14 protein-coding genes and 1 tRNA gene are annotated in these 17,286 nt (G+C 65.3%); 3 read left to right on the top strand and 12 right to left on the bottom strand.

Features of this window, described 5'->3' with window-relative positions:
* Nucleotides 1–144: 144 nt before the first annotated feature.
* The 10 genes from BKA07_RS05605 to BKA07_RS05560 all read right to left on the bottom strand — a co-directional run bounded on the left by BKA07_RS05605 (nucleotide 145) and on the right by BKA07_RS05560 (nucleotide 11,540).
* Nucleotides 145–1,602: a serine hydrolase domain-containing protein gene (locus BKA07_RS05605; RefSeq protein WP_245161855.1), complete on the bottom strand. Its 1,458-nt coding sequence runs from the start codon at nucleotides 1,600–1,602 to the stop codon at nucleotides 145–147.
* 367 nt (nucleotides 1,603–1,969) lie between these two features.
* Nucleotides 1,970–3,256, bottom strand: coding sequence for a chromate efflux transporter (gene chrA / locus BKA07_RS05600; RefSeq protein ID WP_167950024.1), 1,287 nt, complete (start codon nucleotides 3,254–3,256; stop codon nucleotides 1,970–1,972).
* 100 nt (nucleotides 3,257–3,356) lie between these two features.
* The gene (locus BKA07_RS05595; protein ID WP_167950023.1) at nucleotides 3,357–3,977 is read right to left on the bottom strand and encodes a response regulator; all 621 of its coding nucleotides are present in this window, start codon (nucleotides 3,975–3,977) and stop codon (nucleotides 3,357–3,359) included.
* On the bottom strand, nucleotides 3,974–5,254 hold the full coding sequence (locus BKA07_RS05590; RefSeq protein WP_245161854.1) for a sensor histidine kinase: 1,281 nt from the start codon (nucleotides 5,252–5,254) through the stop codon (nucleotides 3,974–3,976). Before BKA07_RS05590 ends, BKA07_RS05595 begins: the two co-directional genes overlap by 4 nt.
* A gap of 154 nt (nucleotides 5,255–5,408) precedes the next feature.
* The gene (locus BKA07_RS05585; protein ID WP_167950022.1) at nucleotides 5,409–7,664 is read right to left on the bottom strand and encodes an MMPL family transporter; all 2,256 of its coding nucleotides are present in this window, start codon (nucleotides 7,662–7,664) and stop codon (nucleotides 5,409–5,411) included.
* A gap of 78 nt (nucleotides 7,665–7,742) precedes the next feature.
* Complete coding sequence (locus BKA07_RS05580; RefSeq protein WP_167950021.1) at nucleotides 7,743–8,309, bottom strand: isochorismatase family protein; 567 nt, start codon at nucleotides 8,307–8,309, stop codon at nucleotides 7,743–7,745.
* A gap of 53 nt (nucleotides 8,310–8,362) precedes the next feature.
* A complete protein-coding gene (locus BKA07_RS05575) occupies nucleotides 8,363–9,019 on the bottom strand; it encodes a GrpB family protein (protein WP_167950020.1) in 657 nt (218 codons plus the stop codon).
* Between the two features lie 53 nt (nucleotides 9,020–9,072).
* Nucleotides 9,073–9,366, bottom strand: coding sequence for an SIP domain-containing protein (locus BKA07_RS05570; protein ID WP_167950019.1), 294 nt, complete (start codon nucleotides 9,364–9,366; stop codon nucleotides 9,073–9,075).
* A 344-nt stretch (nucleotides 9,367–9,710) separates the two neighbouring features.
* The gene (locus BKA07_RS05565; RefSeq protein ID WP_167950018.1) at nucleotides 9,711–10,199 is read right to left on the bottom strand and encodes a DoxX family protein; all 489 of its coding nucleotides are present in this window, start codon (nucleotides 10,197–10,199) and stop codon (nucleotides 9,711–9,713) included.
* 54 nt (nucleotides 10,200–10,253) lie between these two features.
* A complete protein-coding gene (locus BKA07_RS05560) occupies nucleotides 10,254–11,540 on the bottom strand; it encodes a CPBP family intramembrane glutamic endopeptidase (RefSeq protein ID WP_245161853.1) in 1,287 nt (428 codons plus the stop codon).
* Between the two features lie 161 nt (nucleotides 11,541–11,701).
* On the opposite strand from BKA07_RS05560, the gene argG reads away from it, so the two are divergent.
* Both argG and BKA07_RS05550 read left to right on the top strand, forming a co-directional pair.
* Entirely contained in the window at nucleotides 11,702–13,123 is a 1,422-nt protein-coding gene (gene argG, locus BKA07_RS05555) for an argininosuccinate synthase (protein WP_167950017.1), read from the top strand.
* Nucleotides 13,124–13,276: 153 nt separating this feature from the next.
* Nucleotides 13,277–14,110 (top strand): DNA alkylation repair protein, encoded by an 834-nt coding sequence (locus tag BKA07_RS05550; protein WP_167950016.1) that lies wholly within the window; start codon nucleotides 13,277–13,279, stop codon nucleotides 14,108–14,110.
* Nucleotides 14,111–14,266: 156 nt separating this feature from the next.
* Here the strand turns inward: BKA07_RS05550 and BKA07_RS05545 are convergent.
* Both BKA07_RS05545 and BKA07_RS05540 read right to left on the bottom strand, forming a co-directional pair.
* A tRNA-Arg gene (locus BKA07_RS05545) sits at nucleotides 14,267–14,339 on the bottom strand.
* A gap of 155 nt (nucleotides 14,340–14,494) precedes the next feature.
* Nucleotides 14,495–14,878: a hypothetical protein gene (locus tag BKA07_RS05540; protein WP_167950015.1), complete on the bottom strand. Its 384-nt coding sequence runs from the start codon at nucleotides 14,876–14,878 to the stop codon at nucleotides 14,495–14,497.
* 399 nt (nucleotides 14,879–15,277) lie between these two features.
* Here BKA07_RS05540 and BKA07_RS05535 point away from each other — a divergent pair, with 399 nt between their 5' ends.
* Nucleotides 15,278–17,110 carry a phosphoenolpyruvate carboxykinase (GTP) gene (locus BKA07_RS05535; RefSeq protein ID WP_167950014.1) on the top strand — a complete coding sequence of 611 codons (1,833 nt, stop codon included), beginning with the start codon at nucleotides 15,278–15,280 and terminating at the stop codon, nucleotides 17,108–17,110.
* The last annotated feature ends 176 nt before the right edge of the window (nucleotides 17,111–17,286 follow it).

The following is a 17,286-nucleotide window of genomic DNA, read 5'->3' as shown; positions in this document are numbered from 1 at the left end:
GCAGTGGCCACGCTACTGCCAAAGGCCAGAGGAGGCGTGAGATTTCGTCATACGGATGACTCAGAGGGTCCGAGCGTGCTTGTCAGTCTGATCATGAGGAACGTTTGGTGCGAAGAAACCGTGGCGGATCGCACCGAAAGTTCTTCAGAAGTAGCCGGCGGCCGGGCTCCCGCCGACCAATGTGCTCACTGCAGCGGCCGACACGCCACCGGGCGCTGTCGAAGGGTGCGGAGCCTCTGCGGACTCGGACGCCACCGGCGGGTGGGGTCCGGAACCATTCTTCTCGGGGACCGCCTCGGCGATGGCTTCGAACATGGCCAAGGTGCCGTGCTGGTGGGCCAGGCTCACCGGCTGGGGGTCGCTGGAGAGCTTGACGCCCACGGTTTGGGTGGCGCGGTCGATGTAGAGCATCTGGCCGTGGATGCCGATGCCGATGACCACGTCGCGGCTGGCCGAGGGCACCCAGAACTGGCTGCGGTACATTCCGCCCGGGTAGGACCGCCCGGACGGGGAGTCGGCGAAGACCTGAGCGGAATCGGCCTCTCCGGTGAAGATGTCGTCGATCCAGGCGCGGGACAGGACGCGCTCTCCGTCGGCGGTGGTGCCGCCGCGGGCGATCATCTCGCCGAACCGGGTCAGGTCGCGCAGGGTGGTGCTGATGGCGCCGTCGGCGATGGATCCGCCCCAGCGGTCCTGGCAGACCTGGGCGGCGTGGGCCGCGCCGATCTTCGACCACACGTATTCGCTGGCGATGACGGAGAAGGGCTGTCCGACTGTTGCTTCGCAGATCCAGGCCAGGACGTCGGTCTCGCAGCTGCGGTAGACGAAGGGCCCGCCGTGCTCGCGTTCGCGTCTCAGTCCCATGAGGAAGTCTTTGATCCCGTTCGCCGAGGTGGCCGTCCGCGGTGCGAAATCGACCGCTTCGAACAGGGCTCGGATCTCGGAGCCCTTCTCGAGGTATGCCTCGGAGAATCTGATGCCGGATCTCATGTCGAGGAGGTCGCGGATGGTGGCGCCCGTGTACCCGCTCTTGGCCAATGCCGGTACGCGTGTGGTCACCAGATCTTCCGGTGAGAGATGGCCGGCGTCGGTGAGTGCGCCGATGACGGCGGAGACGATGGACTTGCTGATCGAGAACAGCATGTGCTGGCGGGCCGGTTTCATCGGCCAGGCGTATTCCTCTGCCAGAGCGACGCCGTTACGGGAGACGAGCCAGGCGTCGGTGAAGGTATCGGCCAGAACGTCACCGACCGTCGACCAGCTCTCGTCCGCGCCGGACCACTTCTCGCGGTCGATGGTCAGGGGACGGAAGTCGTTCTCTTCGGTCACCAGGTCGCGGACCGGTCCGATGCCGCGCGGGATGCCGCCGGTCGGGAAGATCTCCTCCATGCGGGTCAGTGAGAACGCGAAGTACTTCGGCCACTTCCAGGAGTCGAGATCGATGTGTTCGAGGATCGCCTCGGAGGGATCGACGATGGAGTCTTCACTCGCCGAGGTGAGGTCGCCGGCACGCGGCAGCGGGGGCGACTCGGCTGGTGGTTCGACGGCTGCTTCCGATGTGGCTTCGGTAGAGGACGGCCGGGTCGTGTTCCCATCTGCCATAGTTCGCCTCCGCCTGTCCCATAGTCTCGGTCCGCTGGTACTGACCGATCTGCCCGATCTGCATGGAAGAGCCTACCTGCAGGAGAAGATCCAGCACAGTTGAGTACGACCAGAACTCCGCGATAAGGAGCACGCCCAAGCCAATGACAGGCCTGTCACCAGGCGTGTCGTCACAATCGGTTACTTATCAGTTATTCAGCTTACAGTTCGGCAGTCTCGACGAGTTCTGTGCTCGCCGCCCTGGCGTCCCGCTCCCACCTCTCGACACACCGCCGTCGTGTCGAGACCCCTGTGCACGCACAGGGGTGACGGCGCTCCATAGGTGTTTCGGTGAATCCCAACTGGTTGCCAGCACCGCTGCCGCCTGTCAGAGGAACGCGAATCCGATCAGTCCGGCGGCGATGACGGCGGCCCAGGCGGGCAGCTTCCACTTCACCTGGGCGATGAAGACTCCTACGGCAAGGGCGAGGGTGGCCGCCGAGGTGATGCCCTGTGTGAATACCGGGTCATAGAGTGCGGCCGCGAGGATGCCCACCACGGCAGCATTGATTCCCATCAGTGCCCGCCGCACAGCCTGTGCGCGACGAAGACGCTCCCAGAACGGCAGGGCGCCGATGACCAGCAGAGCCGCCGGCAGGAAGATCGCCGCCAAGGCGATACCGGCGCCGATCAGTCCCGTCGGGCCCGATGTCGTGGAGGCTCCGAGGAAAGCGGCGAAGGTGAACAGCGGCCCCGGAACCGCCTGGGCAGCGCCGTACCCGGCGAGAAAAGTGTCGTGCCCGACGAGCCCGGTCGCGACCGTCTCCGTGTCGAGCAGAGGAAGCACGACGTGACCGCCGCCGAAGACGAGCGCACCTGCACGGTAGAACACATCGACCAGACGCAGGCCCGCATCCACGGTCGCCGCTGCTGCAACAGGCAGCCCCACCAGCAGCAGGAGGAAGACAGTCAGGGCGGCGATGCCGACCCCGCGGGACAGACCCGTCCCAAAGCCCTGCCGCGCAGCTTCACCGTTGCTGACCGAACCGTCACCAGCACCTTCACCGGCATTGTCGACACCGGAGTCACCGTCGACTACGGCCTCGGCGCGCAGCCAGAGCAACCCGATGACCCCACCGGCCACGATCGCGAGAACCTGCACGAGCGGGTTCGGGACGAGCAGGATGATGATCATCGCGGCCCCGCCTATGGTGGCGCGTTTGGCATCCGGTGTGAGGTTCTTCGCCATCCCGAGCACCGCCTGAGCGACCACGGCGACCGCGGCCGATTTCACCCCGTACAGCCACCCCATGTCCGCACCATCCCCGAATGAGGCGATGCCGAAGGCGATGACGACCAGCACGATGGCCGAGGGCATGGTGAAGGCGAACCAAGCCGCCAGCAGCCCGCCGATGCCCGCCCGCTGCAGACCGATCGCCATGCCCACCTGGCTGGAGGCAGGTCCTGGCAGGAATTGGCACAGTGCGACCAGATCCGCATAGGCCCCGTCGGAGAGCCACTTCCGGCGGGCGACGAAGGTCTCACGGAAGAATCCGAGATGCGCGACCGGCCCGCCGAACGAGGTCACGCCGAGGCGCAGGAACGTCCAGAACACTTCCCCGATCGTGCCGGGATGCCTGCGCTGGTTCCCCACGTCTGCCATCGCTTCGCTCATTCTCACCATTCTGGTGGAGGTGACGCAGGCGGACCCCAGCTGCGGCAGATTACCTCGGTGAACTTCTGGACAACTTCTGCCCGGACTTCCGATCTCAGGGCTACACCAGCCCCTGGTCCTCGGCGACGCGGATGGCGCGGGAACGGGAGTCGACGCCGAGTTTCGTGAACACGTTGACCAGGTGGCTCTTCACCGTCGCCTCGGTGACGAAGAGCTCCTGTGCGATCTGCGCGTTCGAGGCTCCGGTGGCCAGCAGCTTGATGACATCGCGTTCGCGTCGGGTCAGCTTCGGGCCCGGGTTGCGCATCGCGGCGACGACCTTCGAGGAGATCTCGGTCGGCAGGTAGGTCTCCCCGCGCGAGGCCTTCTCGATCGCGGTCGAGATGTCCTCGGGGTTGATGTCCTTGAGCAGGTAGCCGGCCGCACCGGCGTTGAGTGCGGCGACGATCTCCGAGTCGTTGTCGAAGGTCGTGAGGATGAGGACTGCAGGCTTGGACGGCCGAGCGTTCAGCCGCTTCGTCACCTCGATGCCGTCGATGCCCTCCCCCAGCCGCAGATCGCACAGCACTACATCGGGGGCAAGTTCATCGACCAGGCTCAGCGCTTCCTCGCCGCTGCCGGCCTCACCGACGACGGCGATGTGCTCGGGTGCGTCGATGACGGACCGCAGGCCGGCCCGCACCACGGGGTGGTCGTCGACGAGGATCACTCGAATGCTCATGCGCTGTCTCCTTGCTGTCCTTGTGCAGTGCCGTCTTCAGCCTCGCCGAGGTCGTCCTGCCGGGAAGCCGGAGTCGGGTTGTTCGGCAGGGTGGCCGAGATCGCAAACCCCGAGCCCGGGGTCGTTTCGATGACGAGCTCGCCTCCCAGCTCACGCATCCGCGAACCGATGAAGTCGAGACCGAAACCCGACTCCGATTCGCGTTGCCGCGAGCCGGGATCGGCCATACCGACTCCATCGTCGACGATGTCCATGCGGATCGACCCGTCGAGGTCCATGAGACTGACAACGACCCTTGAGGCTTGGGAGTGCTGTCTGACGTTGGCGAGCGCGGACTGCGCGGTTCGCAGCAGCGCCACCTCCACCTCGGCGGGCAGAGACGGCAGGGTCTCGTCGACCTCGACTCGACCGCTGATGGAGGTGTCGTCCTCCAGTCGGGTGAGCAGGCGGCGGATGGCCGCGGTCAGCGCCCCGTCCTCGAGCTCGGCCGGGGCCAGGGCCGCGATGATCCGGCGCACGTCTCGCGAACTCTGCGCGGCGAGGTCCTCGACCTGGCGCAGAACTTGGCTCGCGTGCTCATCGGCGGTCCTGTCCACCTCGGCGTGGGCGATGAGGCGGATCGAGGAGATCTCCTGCGCGATCGTGTCGTGGATGTCGCGGGAGACGCGGGTGCGTTCCTGGATCTCGCCGGCATGGCGCTGGGTCAGGGCGAGTTCGTCCTGCAGGTCGAGGAGGTTCTGGTGGGCCAGCTCCAAGGACTGGAGCAGCTCTTCGCGCCTGCGGCCCTCGCGGAGGAGTTCGATGTATCCGCGGGAGAGGCCGAGGGCGAAGACCGCGCCGATGAGCGAGCCGATGATGCTGGCGGTGCCGACCTCGCCGTAATGGGCCAGCGGTGCCGCGACAGTCGCAATGTAGGTCAGGGCGGTGAAGACCACGGCGATGCGCATCGAGAACAGATGCCCGGCCAGCAGCCACAGAACGAAGGCGATCCAGATGAATTCGGCGGAGACCAGAAGCGTGCACAGCCAGGCGGCGGCGAGGACCAGCAGCCACCATTTGGCCAGGACGATCGCCCCGGAGCGGGCGGCCCTCACTGCGCCGAGGGCGTACCAGGCGAGGAAGACGAAGCTCACGGCGATCGCGGCCAGGGGTCCCGCTCCCCCGCCGATGGCGCGGATGCACGAGATCACGGTGAGGGCCAGTGCCATCGCGTGCTGGCCGATCTCCATGGTTCTCACTGTCCACCCGCGTGTGCCCACGGTCTCACCTTTCTGCAAGTCGTTCTCCTGCCAACTCAATCACATCTGCGCCGAGCGCGTGCGCTTTTCGACGGCGGACACCGCTTCGAGGCGCGCCTCCGTCGATCGCACGGGCGGGGCCCGGTCACCGAGGTGTCTCGATGGCCGGGCCCCGTCCGTATCGGCGCCGGTGTCAGTGCCTGCCGTGGCCCGCCGAGGCTGTGGCTTCGTCTCGCGCATCTTCCGCGCCGGCCGCGGCGGCATCCGCATCGGCGGATCTGTGCTTCGAACCGGTGATCGCCTTGTTCGGCCACCACATCCGGTTGCCGCCCAGACCGAAGATGGCCGGAACGATGACCGTGCGCACGAGCACCGTGTCGACCAGCACTCCGACCCCGACGATGAGCCCCAGTTGGCCGAGCACCATGAGCGGCAGCATGCCCAGGGCCGCGAACACTCCCGCCAGGACGATTCCGGCGCTGGTGATCACGCCGCCGGTGTGGCTGACGGCTTCGATCATGCCCTGGCGGGCACCGTGGACGACCGATTCCTTCTTCGCCCTGTGGGACAGGAAGATCGAGTAGTCGATGCCCAGCGCCACGAGGAACAGGAAGGCGAGGATCGGCACCTGTGCGTCGATCGCGTTCTGGCCGAAGATCGCTCTGCTGAGGAACGAACCGAGGCCGATCGCCGCGGCCGAGGACGCCACATTGACCACGAGCAGCGTCGCCGCCACGAGAGGTGCGCGGAGGATGCCGAGCAGGATGATGAAGCTGATGGCCAGGATCAGCGGTGCGATGGTCAGGAAGTCCTGGGCGTTGCCGTCCCGGGCGTCGAGTTCGGTCGCCGCGGCGCCTCCGACCTGCGCGTTCGCACCGTCGATCGCGTCGACATCGGTGCGGATGTCGGTGACCAGGTCGAGCCCGGCCCGGCTGTCCGGCGCGTACTCACCGGTGACCATGACCTTCGAGATCGAGGTTCCGCCGGCCGTCGTCTCGTCGATGACGTTGGCGCGGACGACCCCGTCGAGTTCGCCCACGGAGTCAGCGACCTGCTCGGCATGGTCAGAGTCGGTGATGACCCAGATGGGCTGCGATTCGCCGGGAGGGAAGTGGTCGGCCAGGACGTCGAGGCCCTGTGCCGATTCGGACTGCACACGGAACTTCTCGGTCTGGTCCAGCCCCACCGAGGTGCCGATGAGACCCGTGGCCATGACACCGAGAATGATGATTCCGGCGCCGAGGTGGAGGCCGGGCTTCTCGACCACCCGAGTGGCGATGGACCTCCAGATCGAGGGTTTCGCTGCAGGCTTCGTTCCAGTGGAATCGTCGGCCTCCTGAACCTTCGGCACGAAGGGCCAGAACACGCCCTTGCCGCAGATCGCGAGGACCGGTGGCAGTGCGACGAGGACTGCGGCCGCGGCGATGATGAGTCCCACCGCAGCGGTGATGCCCAGTCCGCGGGTTCCCGGGATCACGGCGAAGACGAGGCTGAGCAGGGACAGGACCACGGTCAGGTTCGAGGCGAGGATCGTCGAGGCGGTGTGGGACCAGGCGGAGCCCAGCGCCAGGCGGTGATCGGGCTCACGGCCCAGTTCCTCCCGGTAGCGGGAGATGAACAGGAGCGCATAGTTGGCTCCGGCGCCGAAGACGAGGACGCTGATGATGCCCGCGTCGAACTGCAGGTCGAGGGCGTCGCCGACGGCAGCGGTCACGGTGGAAGCAAGCCCGTCGGCGGTGCCGATGACGATGAGTGGCAGCAGCCACAGGATCGGCGAGCGGTAGGTGATGATGAGCAGCAGGGCGACGATGACGATGGTCACGATGAGGAGAGTGAAGTCCGCGCCGCTGAACGCCGATGCTATATCGGCACCGATCGCGGGACCACCGGTGACCAGGAGAGACATTCCTGAGTCCTCGAGCTGACCGGCCTGCGAGTCACCGGCGATGAAGTCGCGGAGCCCCTCGACTGTCTCGGCGGTGTCGGAGTTGGTCAGTCCGACCTCGATGGGGACCATGAGCAGTGCGGCCCTGCCGTCATCGCTCATGATCGGGCCGGTCGCCTGGGATGCGTCCCCGCCGGCAGATGAGCCGGACGATTCGGATGAGTCAGTGCCCGGATCGCCGTTCTGCGTGGACTCGACATAGTCGGTGAGAGCTTCGCCGAGCTTGCCCAACTGTGACTGGTCGTCCGAACTCAGCTGCGAACCGTCCTCGTGGGAGGCGACGACCATGACCGACTGCTGGTCGGCATCGGGGAACTTCTCCAGGAGCTGGGCGGCCTGGGTGGATTCGGAGTCGGCCGGAGCCGATTCGGTGGCCCGGTCCTCGCCTGCTCCGGACAGTAGTCCGAAGAGGAGGGAGACGAGGATGACGACCCCGCCGAGGACGAACCACGAACCGCGCTTCGACACGAGCGTGTGCGCGCTTTTCGAAAGTGTTGTGTACATGTCTCAAGCTCATCAATTTTCTGAGCCGGAAACATCGCCTAGGAGTTCAGACTAAATCTGCAACTTTCGATGGGGGAGCTAGACGATCGTCGCTCCTGCGGCGTCCATCTCGGCCAGCGCCAAGATGGAGGAGTCCTTGCCCACACCTGCGATGAGGTCCTGCAGGACTCGCACCGACCATCCGCCCTTCAATGCGTCGAGGACGGTGGCGCACACGCAGTGGTCGGTGGCGATTCCGACGACGTCCACCTCGGTGATGGTGAGGTTCTTCAGCAGGTCGCCGAGGTGCTCCCCGGTCTCCGTCGTCGCCTGGAAGGCGGAGTAGTCGGGGGTGCCCTGTCCCTTGCGCACGTGGTGGGTGACGGCGTCGGTGGTCAGCAGCGGGTCGTACTCGGCGCCCTCGGTGTCCGCGACGCAGTGGACGGGCCAGGTGTCGACGAAATCGGGGGCCTGGCTGAAGTGGCCGCCGTTGTTGCTGTCGGCGTCGTGCCAATCGCGGGAGGCGATGATCGCGTCATAGTCCGCGACGTGGGTGTCCGCATAGCGGGTGACCTCTTCGGCCACATGATCGCCGCCGTCCACGCCGAGCGCCCCGCCCTCGGTGAAGTCGTTCTGGATGTCCACGATGAGAAGTGCCTTCGCCATACCTCGAGCATAGGCTCTTCAGCGCGGTTTTCCAGGGGTTGTGTCCAGGTTGCTCAGATCCAGCCCTCTACACTGAAGATTCTGCGATAGATGTCCCTGATGACGCATTGCTTGCGAGCGTTGTATTCCATGACCGTCTCACCGGCAGAATTCGCCTCAGCGACCGAGCGCAGCTTCACCGCCTGATAGCGATTCCGATCTTCGGGGCTGCTGGTCAGCCAATCGCGGAACAGGCGCATGCGGGCGACTTCCGGGCATCGGGGTCCGAACACGTGAAGGTTGCACATCGGTGCGATCGGGATTCCTGAATGCGAGTCGAGGTGTTTGAACATTCGGTGCTGGTACCAGGCCGGCTCGCGAATGACGAGTTCGAAGCCGATCTGGTTCAGCAGAGGCCGGAAGTCTGACTCTGCGCGGGGGTCCGCGACGACGAGAGCGATGTCGATGATCGGCTTCGCTGCCAGGCCCGGGACCGAGGTGGAGCCAATATGAATAATGCCGAGAACTGTCTCCCCTAGCCGGGCGAGGATCTGCTTCGACAGCTGCGAATAGTGTTCGGCCCAGGCGGGATCGTGGTCGACGAACTCGATGGGAGAGGCTGGGAGATCGGGGCGGATCCACAGATCGGGGTCATCGACGTCGTTGAAGGTCACGATCTCGTTCACCTCAGCGCTGAGCGGGTCCGCTGGGCCGTGACTGTTCGCTGCCATATCCTCTACGCTATCCGCACCGAAGTGGTCACGACAGCTTCAAAAGGGAGCGGTCAGCCGGTGGGTTTGCCCTCGAACCAGTAGAACTGTGAGTAATGATGGTCCTTCTTCAGTTCCAGATCGTGTTTGTTGACCGAGCGCACTTGTCTGATGAGCCCGCCCTCACCGGCGGCCCATAAATAGAGGCCGTCTGAATCGAGGTCGAGTGCGCGCAGATGCTCGGTCCGGGGAAGGGCTTTCACCGTTCCGCGGTCACGATCGTCTTCGAGCGCAACCGTCACCGCCACCTCGGCGGGGATGGCCTCCAGCCAGGAATTCACCTCTGGCCGCGGGGTACGGTCGCCCACGAGGAGGATGTGGTTCGTATCCGATAGGAAATCGATGCGAGCAGGGGTCAGTGCGGCCTCGATGGTCGTTCCCGATGTTTCGCTCGCGACCTACCGGCTGACAGGACCAGAGCCGTCAGGAATCGCGACGCCACCGTGGATGACGAAGTCGAGACTGAATGCGCCAGTGGGCAGGTCGACATCGACGAACGTGTAACCGCGCTGGCTGACGTGCCCCTCTCCCTTCTCGGGGCGGGGAAACCACAGTCGGATCCACAGGGTGGGAAACACCTCGGTGAGATCGGAAAGGAGATGGAGTCAATACCGATGAAGCGGTGGAAGCCGACGATATCCGGGAACGCTGCTCAGCCCTGCTTGAGGGCCTTCTTCTCAGCCTTCTTCGCGGCTTTCCTGGCTGCCTTCGCGGCCGCCTTCCTCGCAGCCTTCTTGGTCTCTTCGGAGCCGGCAACCAGCAGCAGACCGCCCAGTGCCGCGACGTTCTTCGAGAAATGGGTCTTGTGGGCGGCCGCGTCGGCGCCCTCCATCTCCCAGAAGGCGTGGCCGGCGAGTGTGGTCGGCACGAGGGACCCGACGAGGGCGAGCGCGGAGAGCCGTGGCTTGATGCCCAGCGCCAGGGCGGTTCCGGCGAGCAGCTGCAGCCCGCCGTTGACCCGGACCAGGAGTTCATCGTCCTCGGGCAGGACCGGCACGTACTCGCGGATCGTATCGAGGGTCGGGGCGGCCATCGCGGGTCGGCCACCCGGACTTGTCAGGGCCGAATATCCTCCGGTGATGAAGATCGGTGCGGTGAGTACGCGTCCCGCTGTCTGCAGCAACGATGATCCCAGTGCCATATAGCTCTCCTTGAAGTTCGGGGCTCTGAGCTTATCCGATGCCCACCCACAGCCTCAAAGCCCGCTGCCATCCGAGGTCGCGGGAGAGACTGTCTCCGAGGGCGCGGGAGCAGGAGTCGTGACGGCTTTCGGAGGCTTCGGACGTTTGATGCCCAGCTCGGGCTGCCTGCGGAACTGCCCGGTGGCCAAGAGGACGGCGATGACGAGGGCGGAGACGATCCAGCCGGCCACTCCCAATGTGGCGATGAGCGCCATGTCCGGTGTCGGGGCGGCGGCATCGATGAACAGTCCGAGCAGCATCGCCGAAGAGCCGTTGAGGCCGCCATGGGCGAAGACCGCGGGCCAGACCGAGCCGGTGCGCAGACGCAGCCAGCCGAGCAGGACGCCGATCATGACACAGCCGCCGATCATGAAGCCGAGGCCGGTGATGTCGGGACGACTGAAGTTGTAGCCGAGCAGGATCAGCGGCGCGTGCCACAGGCCCCAGACCACTCCCACGATGAGCAGTGCCGGCCAGGTGCCGAGCGGGCGCAGACTCGTCAGCAGCCATCCTCGCCAGCCGACCTCCTCGCCGAAGGCGAAGATCGCGGTGACCAGGGAGTTGAAGACCATGATCACCAGGTAGACGATGACGGCAGCGGGCAGCGGAATCATGCCCATGCCCGGCAGCGCCGCCATCTGCATCTTGAAGCCGGAGAGGCCCGTCAGGTCGAACGTGACCCACCCGAACGCGGAGCCGAGCAAGTACGCGGCAGCCACCAGCACGAACACACCGAACAGCGAAGCTGCTGTCACACCCAGGACTCGACCGAAGGGGCGAAGCGGCCACATGCCCAGATACCTCGGAATGCTGGGCTGAGGCGCTCCCCTCCGCATGACCCGCCTGCGCTGGACGATCATCGCGACGATCACGGACAACAGCGGGGTGAACATCATCGCCTGTCCGCACAGCTGCACGAGCAGCACGTCCTGCAGCCCCTCGTCGGAGATCCACAGCGGCAGGCAGATGAGCCAGGCGAGTACCACCGCGACCGCGACGAAGACTGCGACTGCGAGCCACGGCACCGTGGCCGGAACGATCGCGAGAGGACGCCCCTTCGCATCCACTTCGAGGTGGTCCTGCACTCGGGGGTTCGCTCGCCCGATGTCTGTCCCCATCCCCACCGCTGTTGAAGTTTCCGTCTCCGCCGCTGAAGCTTCCGTCTCCGCCGCCGAGGTGGCTGCCCCCTCAGCACCCGCGACGACGTTCTCGTTCTCGCCCGTTCCCGTGCCCACGATTCCTCCTCGGTCCCACACCGTCGCCGCCGCTTCGGTCCACGCCGCCGCCTGTGCTGTTCTCATTGTCCAATCTACTTTGCCGACTCCCTGCGCACCTCCACCTCGTGGATGAAATCGGCCTCGCCATTGTGGGGTAGAACTGCGCGCCCGACTGCGGCACATAAAAATACAGCTCCATGCATAACAATTCGACACGCGTCGATCCTGCCGTTAAGCTGATCACCATGTCGAAAGTATTGTCTTCACTCCCTATCGGTGAGAACGTTGGAATCGCCTTCTCCGGCGGATTGGACACCTCCTGCGCGGTCGCATGGATGCGCCACAAGGGGGCCGTCCCCTGCACCTACACGGCCGACATCGGTCAGTACGACGAGCCCGACCTAGAGTCGGTGACCGAGCGCGCGAAGGAATACGGTGCTGAGATCGCCCGGTTCGTCGACGCCAAGCGCCTGCTCGTGGAAGAGGGTTTCGTGGCCCTGCAGTGCGGTGCCTTCAACGTCCGCTCCGGCGGCAAGACCTACTTCAACACCACTCCCCTGGGGCGCGCGGTGACCGGCACGATGCTCGTACGCGCCATGAAGGACGACGGCGTCGACATCTGGGGCGACGGCTCGACCTACAAGGGCAATGACATCGAGCGCTTCTACCGCTACGGCCTCATGGCCAACCCGAAGCTGCGCATCTACAAGCCGTGGCTCGACGCGGACTTCGTCGAGGAGCTGGGCGGCCGCCAGGAGATGAGCGAATGGCTCGTCGAACACGGCTACCCCTACCGGGATTCCGCCGAGAAGGCGTACTCCACCGATGCGAACATCTGGGGTGCGACCCACGAGGCGAAGAAGCTCGAGTACCTCGACACCGGGCTCGACATCATCGAACCGATCATGGGCGTTCCCGCCTGGCGCGATGACGTCGAGGTCAAGTCCGAAGAGGTCACCGTCGGCTTCGAGGCCGGCCGCCCGGTTTCGATCAACGGTGAGAAGTTCGACGACCCCGTCGCCCTGGTCTTCAAGGCCAACGAGATCGGCGGCCGCCACGGGCTCGGCGTCTCGGATCAGATCGAGAACCGCATCATCGAGGCGAAGTCGCGCGGCATCTACGAAGCTCCCGGCATGGCTCTGCTCCACGTCACCTACGAGCGCCTCATCAACGCCATCCACAACGAAGACACCATCGCGCTCTACCACGAAGAGGGCCGCCGCCTGGGTCGGCGCATGTACGAGGGTCGGTGGCTCGACCCCCAGTCGCTGATGCTGCGCGAATCCATGCAGCGGTGGGTCGCCTCGGCGATCACCGGCGAGGTCACGCTGCGCCTGCGCCGCGGTGACGACTACACGATCGTCGACACGACCGGCCCCAACCTGTCCTACCACCCGGAGAAGCTGTCGATGGAGCGCGTGGGCGACGCCGCCTTCGGCCCCGAAGACCGCATCGGCCAGCTGACCATGCGCAACCTCGACATCGCCGATTCGCGTGCCCGTCTCGAACAGTACGCGGCCATGGGCATCGTCTCGGGCCCGACCTCGGAGCTCGTCGGCTCCCTCGAGGCCGGTGGCGCCGAGGAGATCGCGAACTCCACCGTCGACGTCGACGAGGCCGGCGACCGTGCCGGCCTGTCCGCCGCCTTCGACGCCGGTACGGACTGATCACGCCGCATTCGGCCGTCACCAGCTGACGGCTGCTGTTTCTGACCAGATGGTGCTCAACGGTCGGCAAGTTCTGGTCGATCTGCTCGTTCAGATCGACCAGAACTTGCCGACCGTTGAGCCGTTTCCAGCCCGCAGTGAGATGATCGGACCATGACGTCGGCTGCATCCTGTGCGCGCTCCCTCGCCGAGGTGATCGAGTCGGAGCTGCGTGGTCGTGGCAGTTCCGTACGCGCTGCGAAGGAACGTTCCTACCTCAAGAGCGAACTCGTCCACTACGGCGTCGGCGTGCCGGACACTCGGGCGGTGGTCCGCGCGGCCCTGCGCCATGCAGATCTCGACCACGACCAGATCATCGAACTCGCCGAGCTGCTGTGGGACCCTGCGCGGGCCATCAGCACGAGCCGCCTCGACGACGCGAGCAAGAGTCACTCGACGGACGACGCGGGCAAGAGCCTGTCGACGCCGGCAGCGGACTCAGATACTGCTCCCGTTTACGAATGTCGCAGTGCGGCCACGATGGTGCTCGTCCAGACGAAGGACCACCTCGGCGTCGGAGACAGTGACTTCTTCGAACGCCTGCTGCGCCAGGCTCAGACCTGGGCACTGGTCGATCCGCTGTCCGGCGATGCCATCGGCCCCCTGAGCGAACTCGACGCCGGCTTCGACCCGGTGCTCGAACGCTGGGCCGGCGATGATGATCTGTGGATCCGACGCTCTGCACTGCTGGCCCATCTCAGACCGTTGCGGGAGGGCCGTGGGGATTTCGACCGATTCGCTCGGTTCGCCGATGCGATGCTCGAGGAGAAGGAGTTCTTCATCCGCAAGGCCATCGGCTGGGTGCTGCGCGATACGGCTCGCAAACGGCCCGATCTCGTCTTCGACTGGATGCTGCCACGTGCGCATCGGGCTTCGGGGGTGACGATGCGCGAGGTGGTCAAGCATCTGCCGCAGCAGCAGCGGGAGGCTCTGCTCGCAGCGAGGTGAAGAGGCCCGACACCGCACACGGGCACCGTCGTCGGCGCTGATTGCGGCCATGGTTCGATCCCAGCGCCGAGCGCCCTCGGAATGTGCTCCTGGTGTGCAACGATCGAAAAAGCCCCTCACCAGCTATTTCCACTGGTGAGGGGCTTCCCTCAGCTGTGCGCCACGAGGGATTCGAACCCCCAACCTTCTGATCCGTAGTCAGATGCTCTATCCGTTGAGCTAGTGGCGCATGTCGCCCGGACCCTCGCCCTGCAACTCGATCAACTATACACACCGGATTCGCTCAAGCTCAAATTCGGTCCGAGTGCTCTTCGCCACATCGGCGACCCCGGCGAAGTGGGGCCGCATCCTGCCGGACGGCAGGCTGCAACCCCGACCGGATGGCTACGCCGCGGTCTCCGCCTGCGCCGAGTTCTTCCACCGGCGAGCGGCGATGAAGGACCGGACCCCCAGGACGACGTAGAGAATGAGCAGCACGAAGGTGATGATGCTCGTGATCACGGCGGCGGGGCGTTCGGCTTCACCGGCGATCAGCGCACCGACCTGCATGACGTTCATAGCGGTACCGAAGATACCCAGGATCGCGACGACCAGGGCGATGTGGATTCCCAGCTTCTGATTCTTCAGCCCGATCAGCCCGCAGACCAGGATGACTGCACCCAGGATGGCTGGGATCAAGGCGGTCCAACTGGCGAATGCGGTAGCGACGTAGGCGATGACGCCGACGGCGATGAGGACGATGCCGAGTCCGATGGTGGTGCGGGGCATGTTGCTCCTTAGCCTCTCAAATGAAGTGCAGATATGCCCTGGTCAGAAGAATGTCGCTCAGGGCATGGTCGACGTCGCCTGCAAGGGAGACGCCGCACCCTTATTCTACAAGCTGTAGTAGCGAAGTCCATCCCGAGGTTCCGCTGGAACGCGGGAGCCACCTCGGCGAGGGGTGGGGGTCTCTTTCACGGTCGATCATGCGCTGCAATGATCGGTCATCATAATGCAACAACACGTCATTAAATTGATTCATTCACGTCTTTCGAGACCTTGTTGTGATCCAATGCACATCTTCCGGTGACTCGAATCCAGGATTTCCCCGCCCGTCCGAGACCTACGGTGGAGGTGTACCGACCGCCCGGCGGAACCCCGTAATCCCGATCGACCAGGAGACCACTCATGACTGTCCTCGACCATGACGTCGTCGCTGACCAGCTGAAGAACTCACCGACCGACAGCGAGTCGGTGCTCTCGTTCGTCAGCAGGGTCGCCACCCTCACCGCCCCGGACGATATCGTCTGGGTCGATGGTTCGGATGAGCAGAAGGCCACCATCACCGATCAGCTCGTCGAAGCCGGCACCATCGTCCGTCTGACTGGTACCAAGGACTCATTCTACGCGGCCTCCGACCCCGAGGACGTCGCCCGGGTAGAAGATCGCACCTACATCTGCTCCGTCGAGGAGAAGGATGCAGGCCCCCTCAACAACTGGATGGCCCCGGCCGAGATGAAGGAGACCCTCGAGCCTCTCTTCGACGGTTCGATGCGCGGACGCACCATGTACGTCATCCCCTTCGTCATGGGACATGCCGAGGCCGATCAGCCGATGTTCGGCATCGAGGTCACCGACTCCCCCTACGTCGTGCTCTCCATGCTCGTGATGGCACGCTCGGGCAAGACCGCACTCGACGCCATCGTGGCCAACGGCGGCAACTTCGTCGAGTGCGTGCACTCGGTCGGCGCTCCGCTCGAAGCCGGGCAGACCGACGTCGCCTGGCCGCACAACTCCACGAAGTACATCACCCACTTCCCCGAAGAGCGCTCCATCTGGTCCTTCGGCTCCGGCTACGGCGGCAACGCCCTGCTGGGCAAGAAGTGCTACGCACTGCGCATCGCCTCCTCGATCGCCCGCGATGAGGGCTGGTTGGCCGAGCACATGCTCATCCTCAAGCTGACCAATCCGGAAGGCGAGGTCAAGTACGTGGCCGCCGCATTCCCCTCGGCCTGCGGCAAGACCAACCTCGCCATGATCGAGCCCACCATTCCCGGCTGGAAGGCCGAGACCCTGGGCGATGACATCGCGTGGATGCGCTTCGGCGACGACGGCCAGCTCTACGCCGTCAACCCCGAGTTCGGCCTCTTCGGTGTCGCACCGGGCACCGGCTACACCACCAACCCGACCGCGATGCGCGCCATCGAAGCCGGAGGAAACATCTTCACCAACGTCGCACTGACCGACGACGGCGACGTGTGGTGGGAAGGCAAGACCGACGAGAAGCCGGCTCACCTCACCGACTGGCGCGGCAACGACTGGACCCCGGACTCGGAGACCCCGGCCGCTCACCCGAACTCGCGCTTCTGCACCCCGATCGCCAACGTTCCGACCCTGGCCCCCGAGTGGACGAACCCGAACGGTGTGCCGATCTCGGCCATCCTCTTCGGCGGTCGCCGCAAGACCACAATGCCGCTCGTGACCGAGACCAAGGACTGGAACCACGGCGTGTTCATGGGCTCGGTGCTCTCCTCGGAGACCACCGCCGCTGCCACCGGCGCCGTCGGCGTCGTTCGCCGCGACCCCATGGCGATGCGTCCGTTCATCGGCTACAACGTCGGGGATTACCTGCAGCACTGGCTCGACATCGGCAAGACCGAGGGCGCTCAGCTGCCGAAGATCTTCTACGTCAACTGGTTCCGCCGCGACGAGAACAACTCGATCCTGTGGCCGGGATTCTCCGAGAACTCACGCGTCCTCAAGTGGGTCTTCGAACGCGTGGCCGGCACCACCGACGCCGAGGAGAGCCCGCTGGGCCTGACCCCGGTCGAGGGAGGTCTGGACATCGAGGGACTCGACTTCACCGACGAGGACCTGCGCAAGGCGCTCGAGATCAACCCCGACGAGTGGGAGACCGAGCTCGCGCTCATCGAAGAATGGTACTCACAGCTCGGGGATTCGGTTCCGGCCGAGCTCCGTGCCGAGGTCGACAACCTCCGGGAGCGCCTGGGCCTCGCCTGAGGCACTGCGGCTCCGAGACACTGAGGCTCCGGTCGACAGAGAATCCCCCAACCATCGCCGAGGTGGTTGGGGGATTTTCGTGTGCCTGGAGTCGGCGACCGGAAAGTCACCGTCGGCAGAGTGTCGGGCGGTGCACCGGCTCAGACTGGGTGCCGGGCGAGGTCGCATCGCATCAC

It is taken from the genome of Brevibacterium marinum (assembly GCF_011927955.1).
GTDB classification, from domain to species: Bacteria; Actinomycetota; Actinomycetes; order Actinomycetales; family Brevibacteriaceae; genus Brevibacterium; species Brevibacterium marinum.
The sequence above is the reverse complement of the archived record's forward strand: the minus strand, read 5'-3'. Positions and strand labels throughout refer to the sequence as shown.

Coding starts and splice junctions, on each gene's coding strand:
- BKA07_RS05605 (WP_245161855.1), bottom strand. CDS start 1,602: ATGGCAGATGGGAACACGACCCGGCCGTCCTCTACCGAAGCCACATCG.
- chrA (WP_167950024.1), bottom strand. CDS start 3,256: ATGAGCGAAGCGATGGCAGACGTGGGGAACCAGCGCAGGCATCCCGGC.
- BKA07_RS05595 (WP_167950023.1), bottom strand. CDS start 3,977: ATGAGCATTCGAGTGATCCTCGTCGACGACCACCCCGTGGTGCGGGCC.
- BKA07_RS05585 (WP_167950022.1), bottom strand. CDS start 7,664: ATGTACACAACACTTTCGAAAAGCGCGCACACGCTCGTGTCGAAGCGC.
- BKA07_RS05580 (WP_167950021.1), bottom strand. CDS start 8,309: ATGGCGAAGGCACTTCTCATCGTGGACATCCAGAACGACTTCACCGAG.
- BKA07_RS05575 (WP_167950020.1), bottom strand. CDS start 9,019: ATGGCAGCGAACAGTCACGGCCCAGCGGACCCGCTCAGCGCTGAGGTG.
- BKA07_RS05565 (WP_167950018.1), bottom strand. CDS start 10,199: ATGGCACTGGGATCATCGTTGCTGCAGACAGCGGGACGCGTACTCACC.
- BKA07_RS05560 (WP_245161853.1), bottom strand. CDS start 11,540: ATGAGAACAGCACAGGCGGCGGCGTGGACCGAAGCGGCGGCGACGGTG.
- argG (WP_167950017.1), top strand. CDS start 11,702: ATGTCGAAAGTATTGTCTTCACTCCCTATCGGTGAGAACGTTGGAATC.
- BKA07_RS05550 (WP_167950016.1), top strand. CDS start 13,277: ATGACGTCGGCTGCATCCTGTGCGCGCTCCCTCGCCGAGGTGATCGAG.
- BKA07_RS05540 (WP_167950015.1), bottom strand. CDS start 14,878: ATGCCCCGCACCACCATCGGACTCGGCATCGTCCTCATCGCCGTCGGC.
- BKA07_RS05535 (WP_167950014.1), top strand. CDS start 15,278: ATGACTGTCCTCGACCATGACGTCGTCGCTGACCAGCTGAAGAACTCA.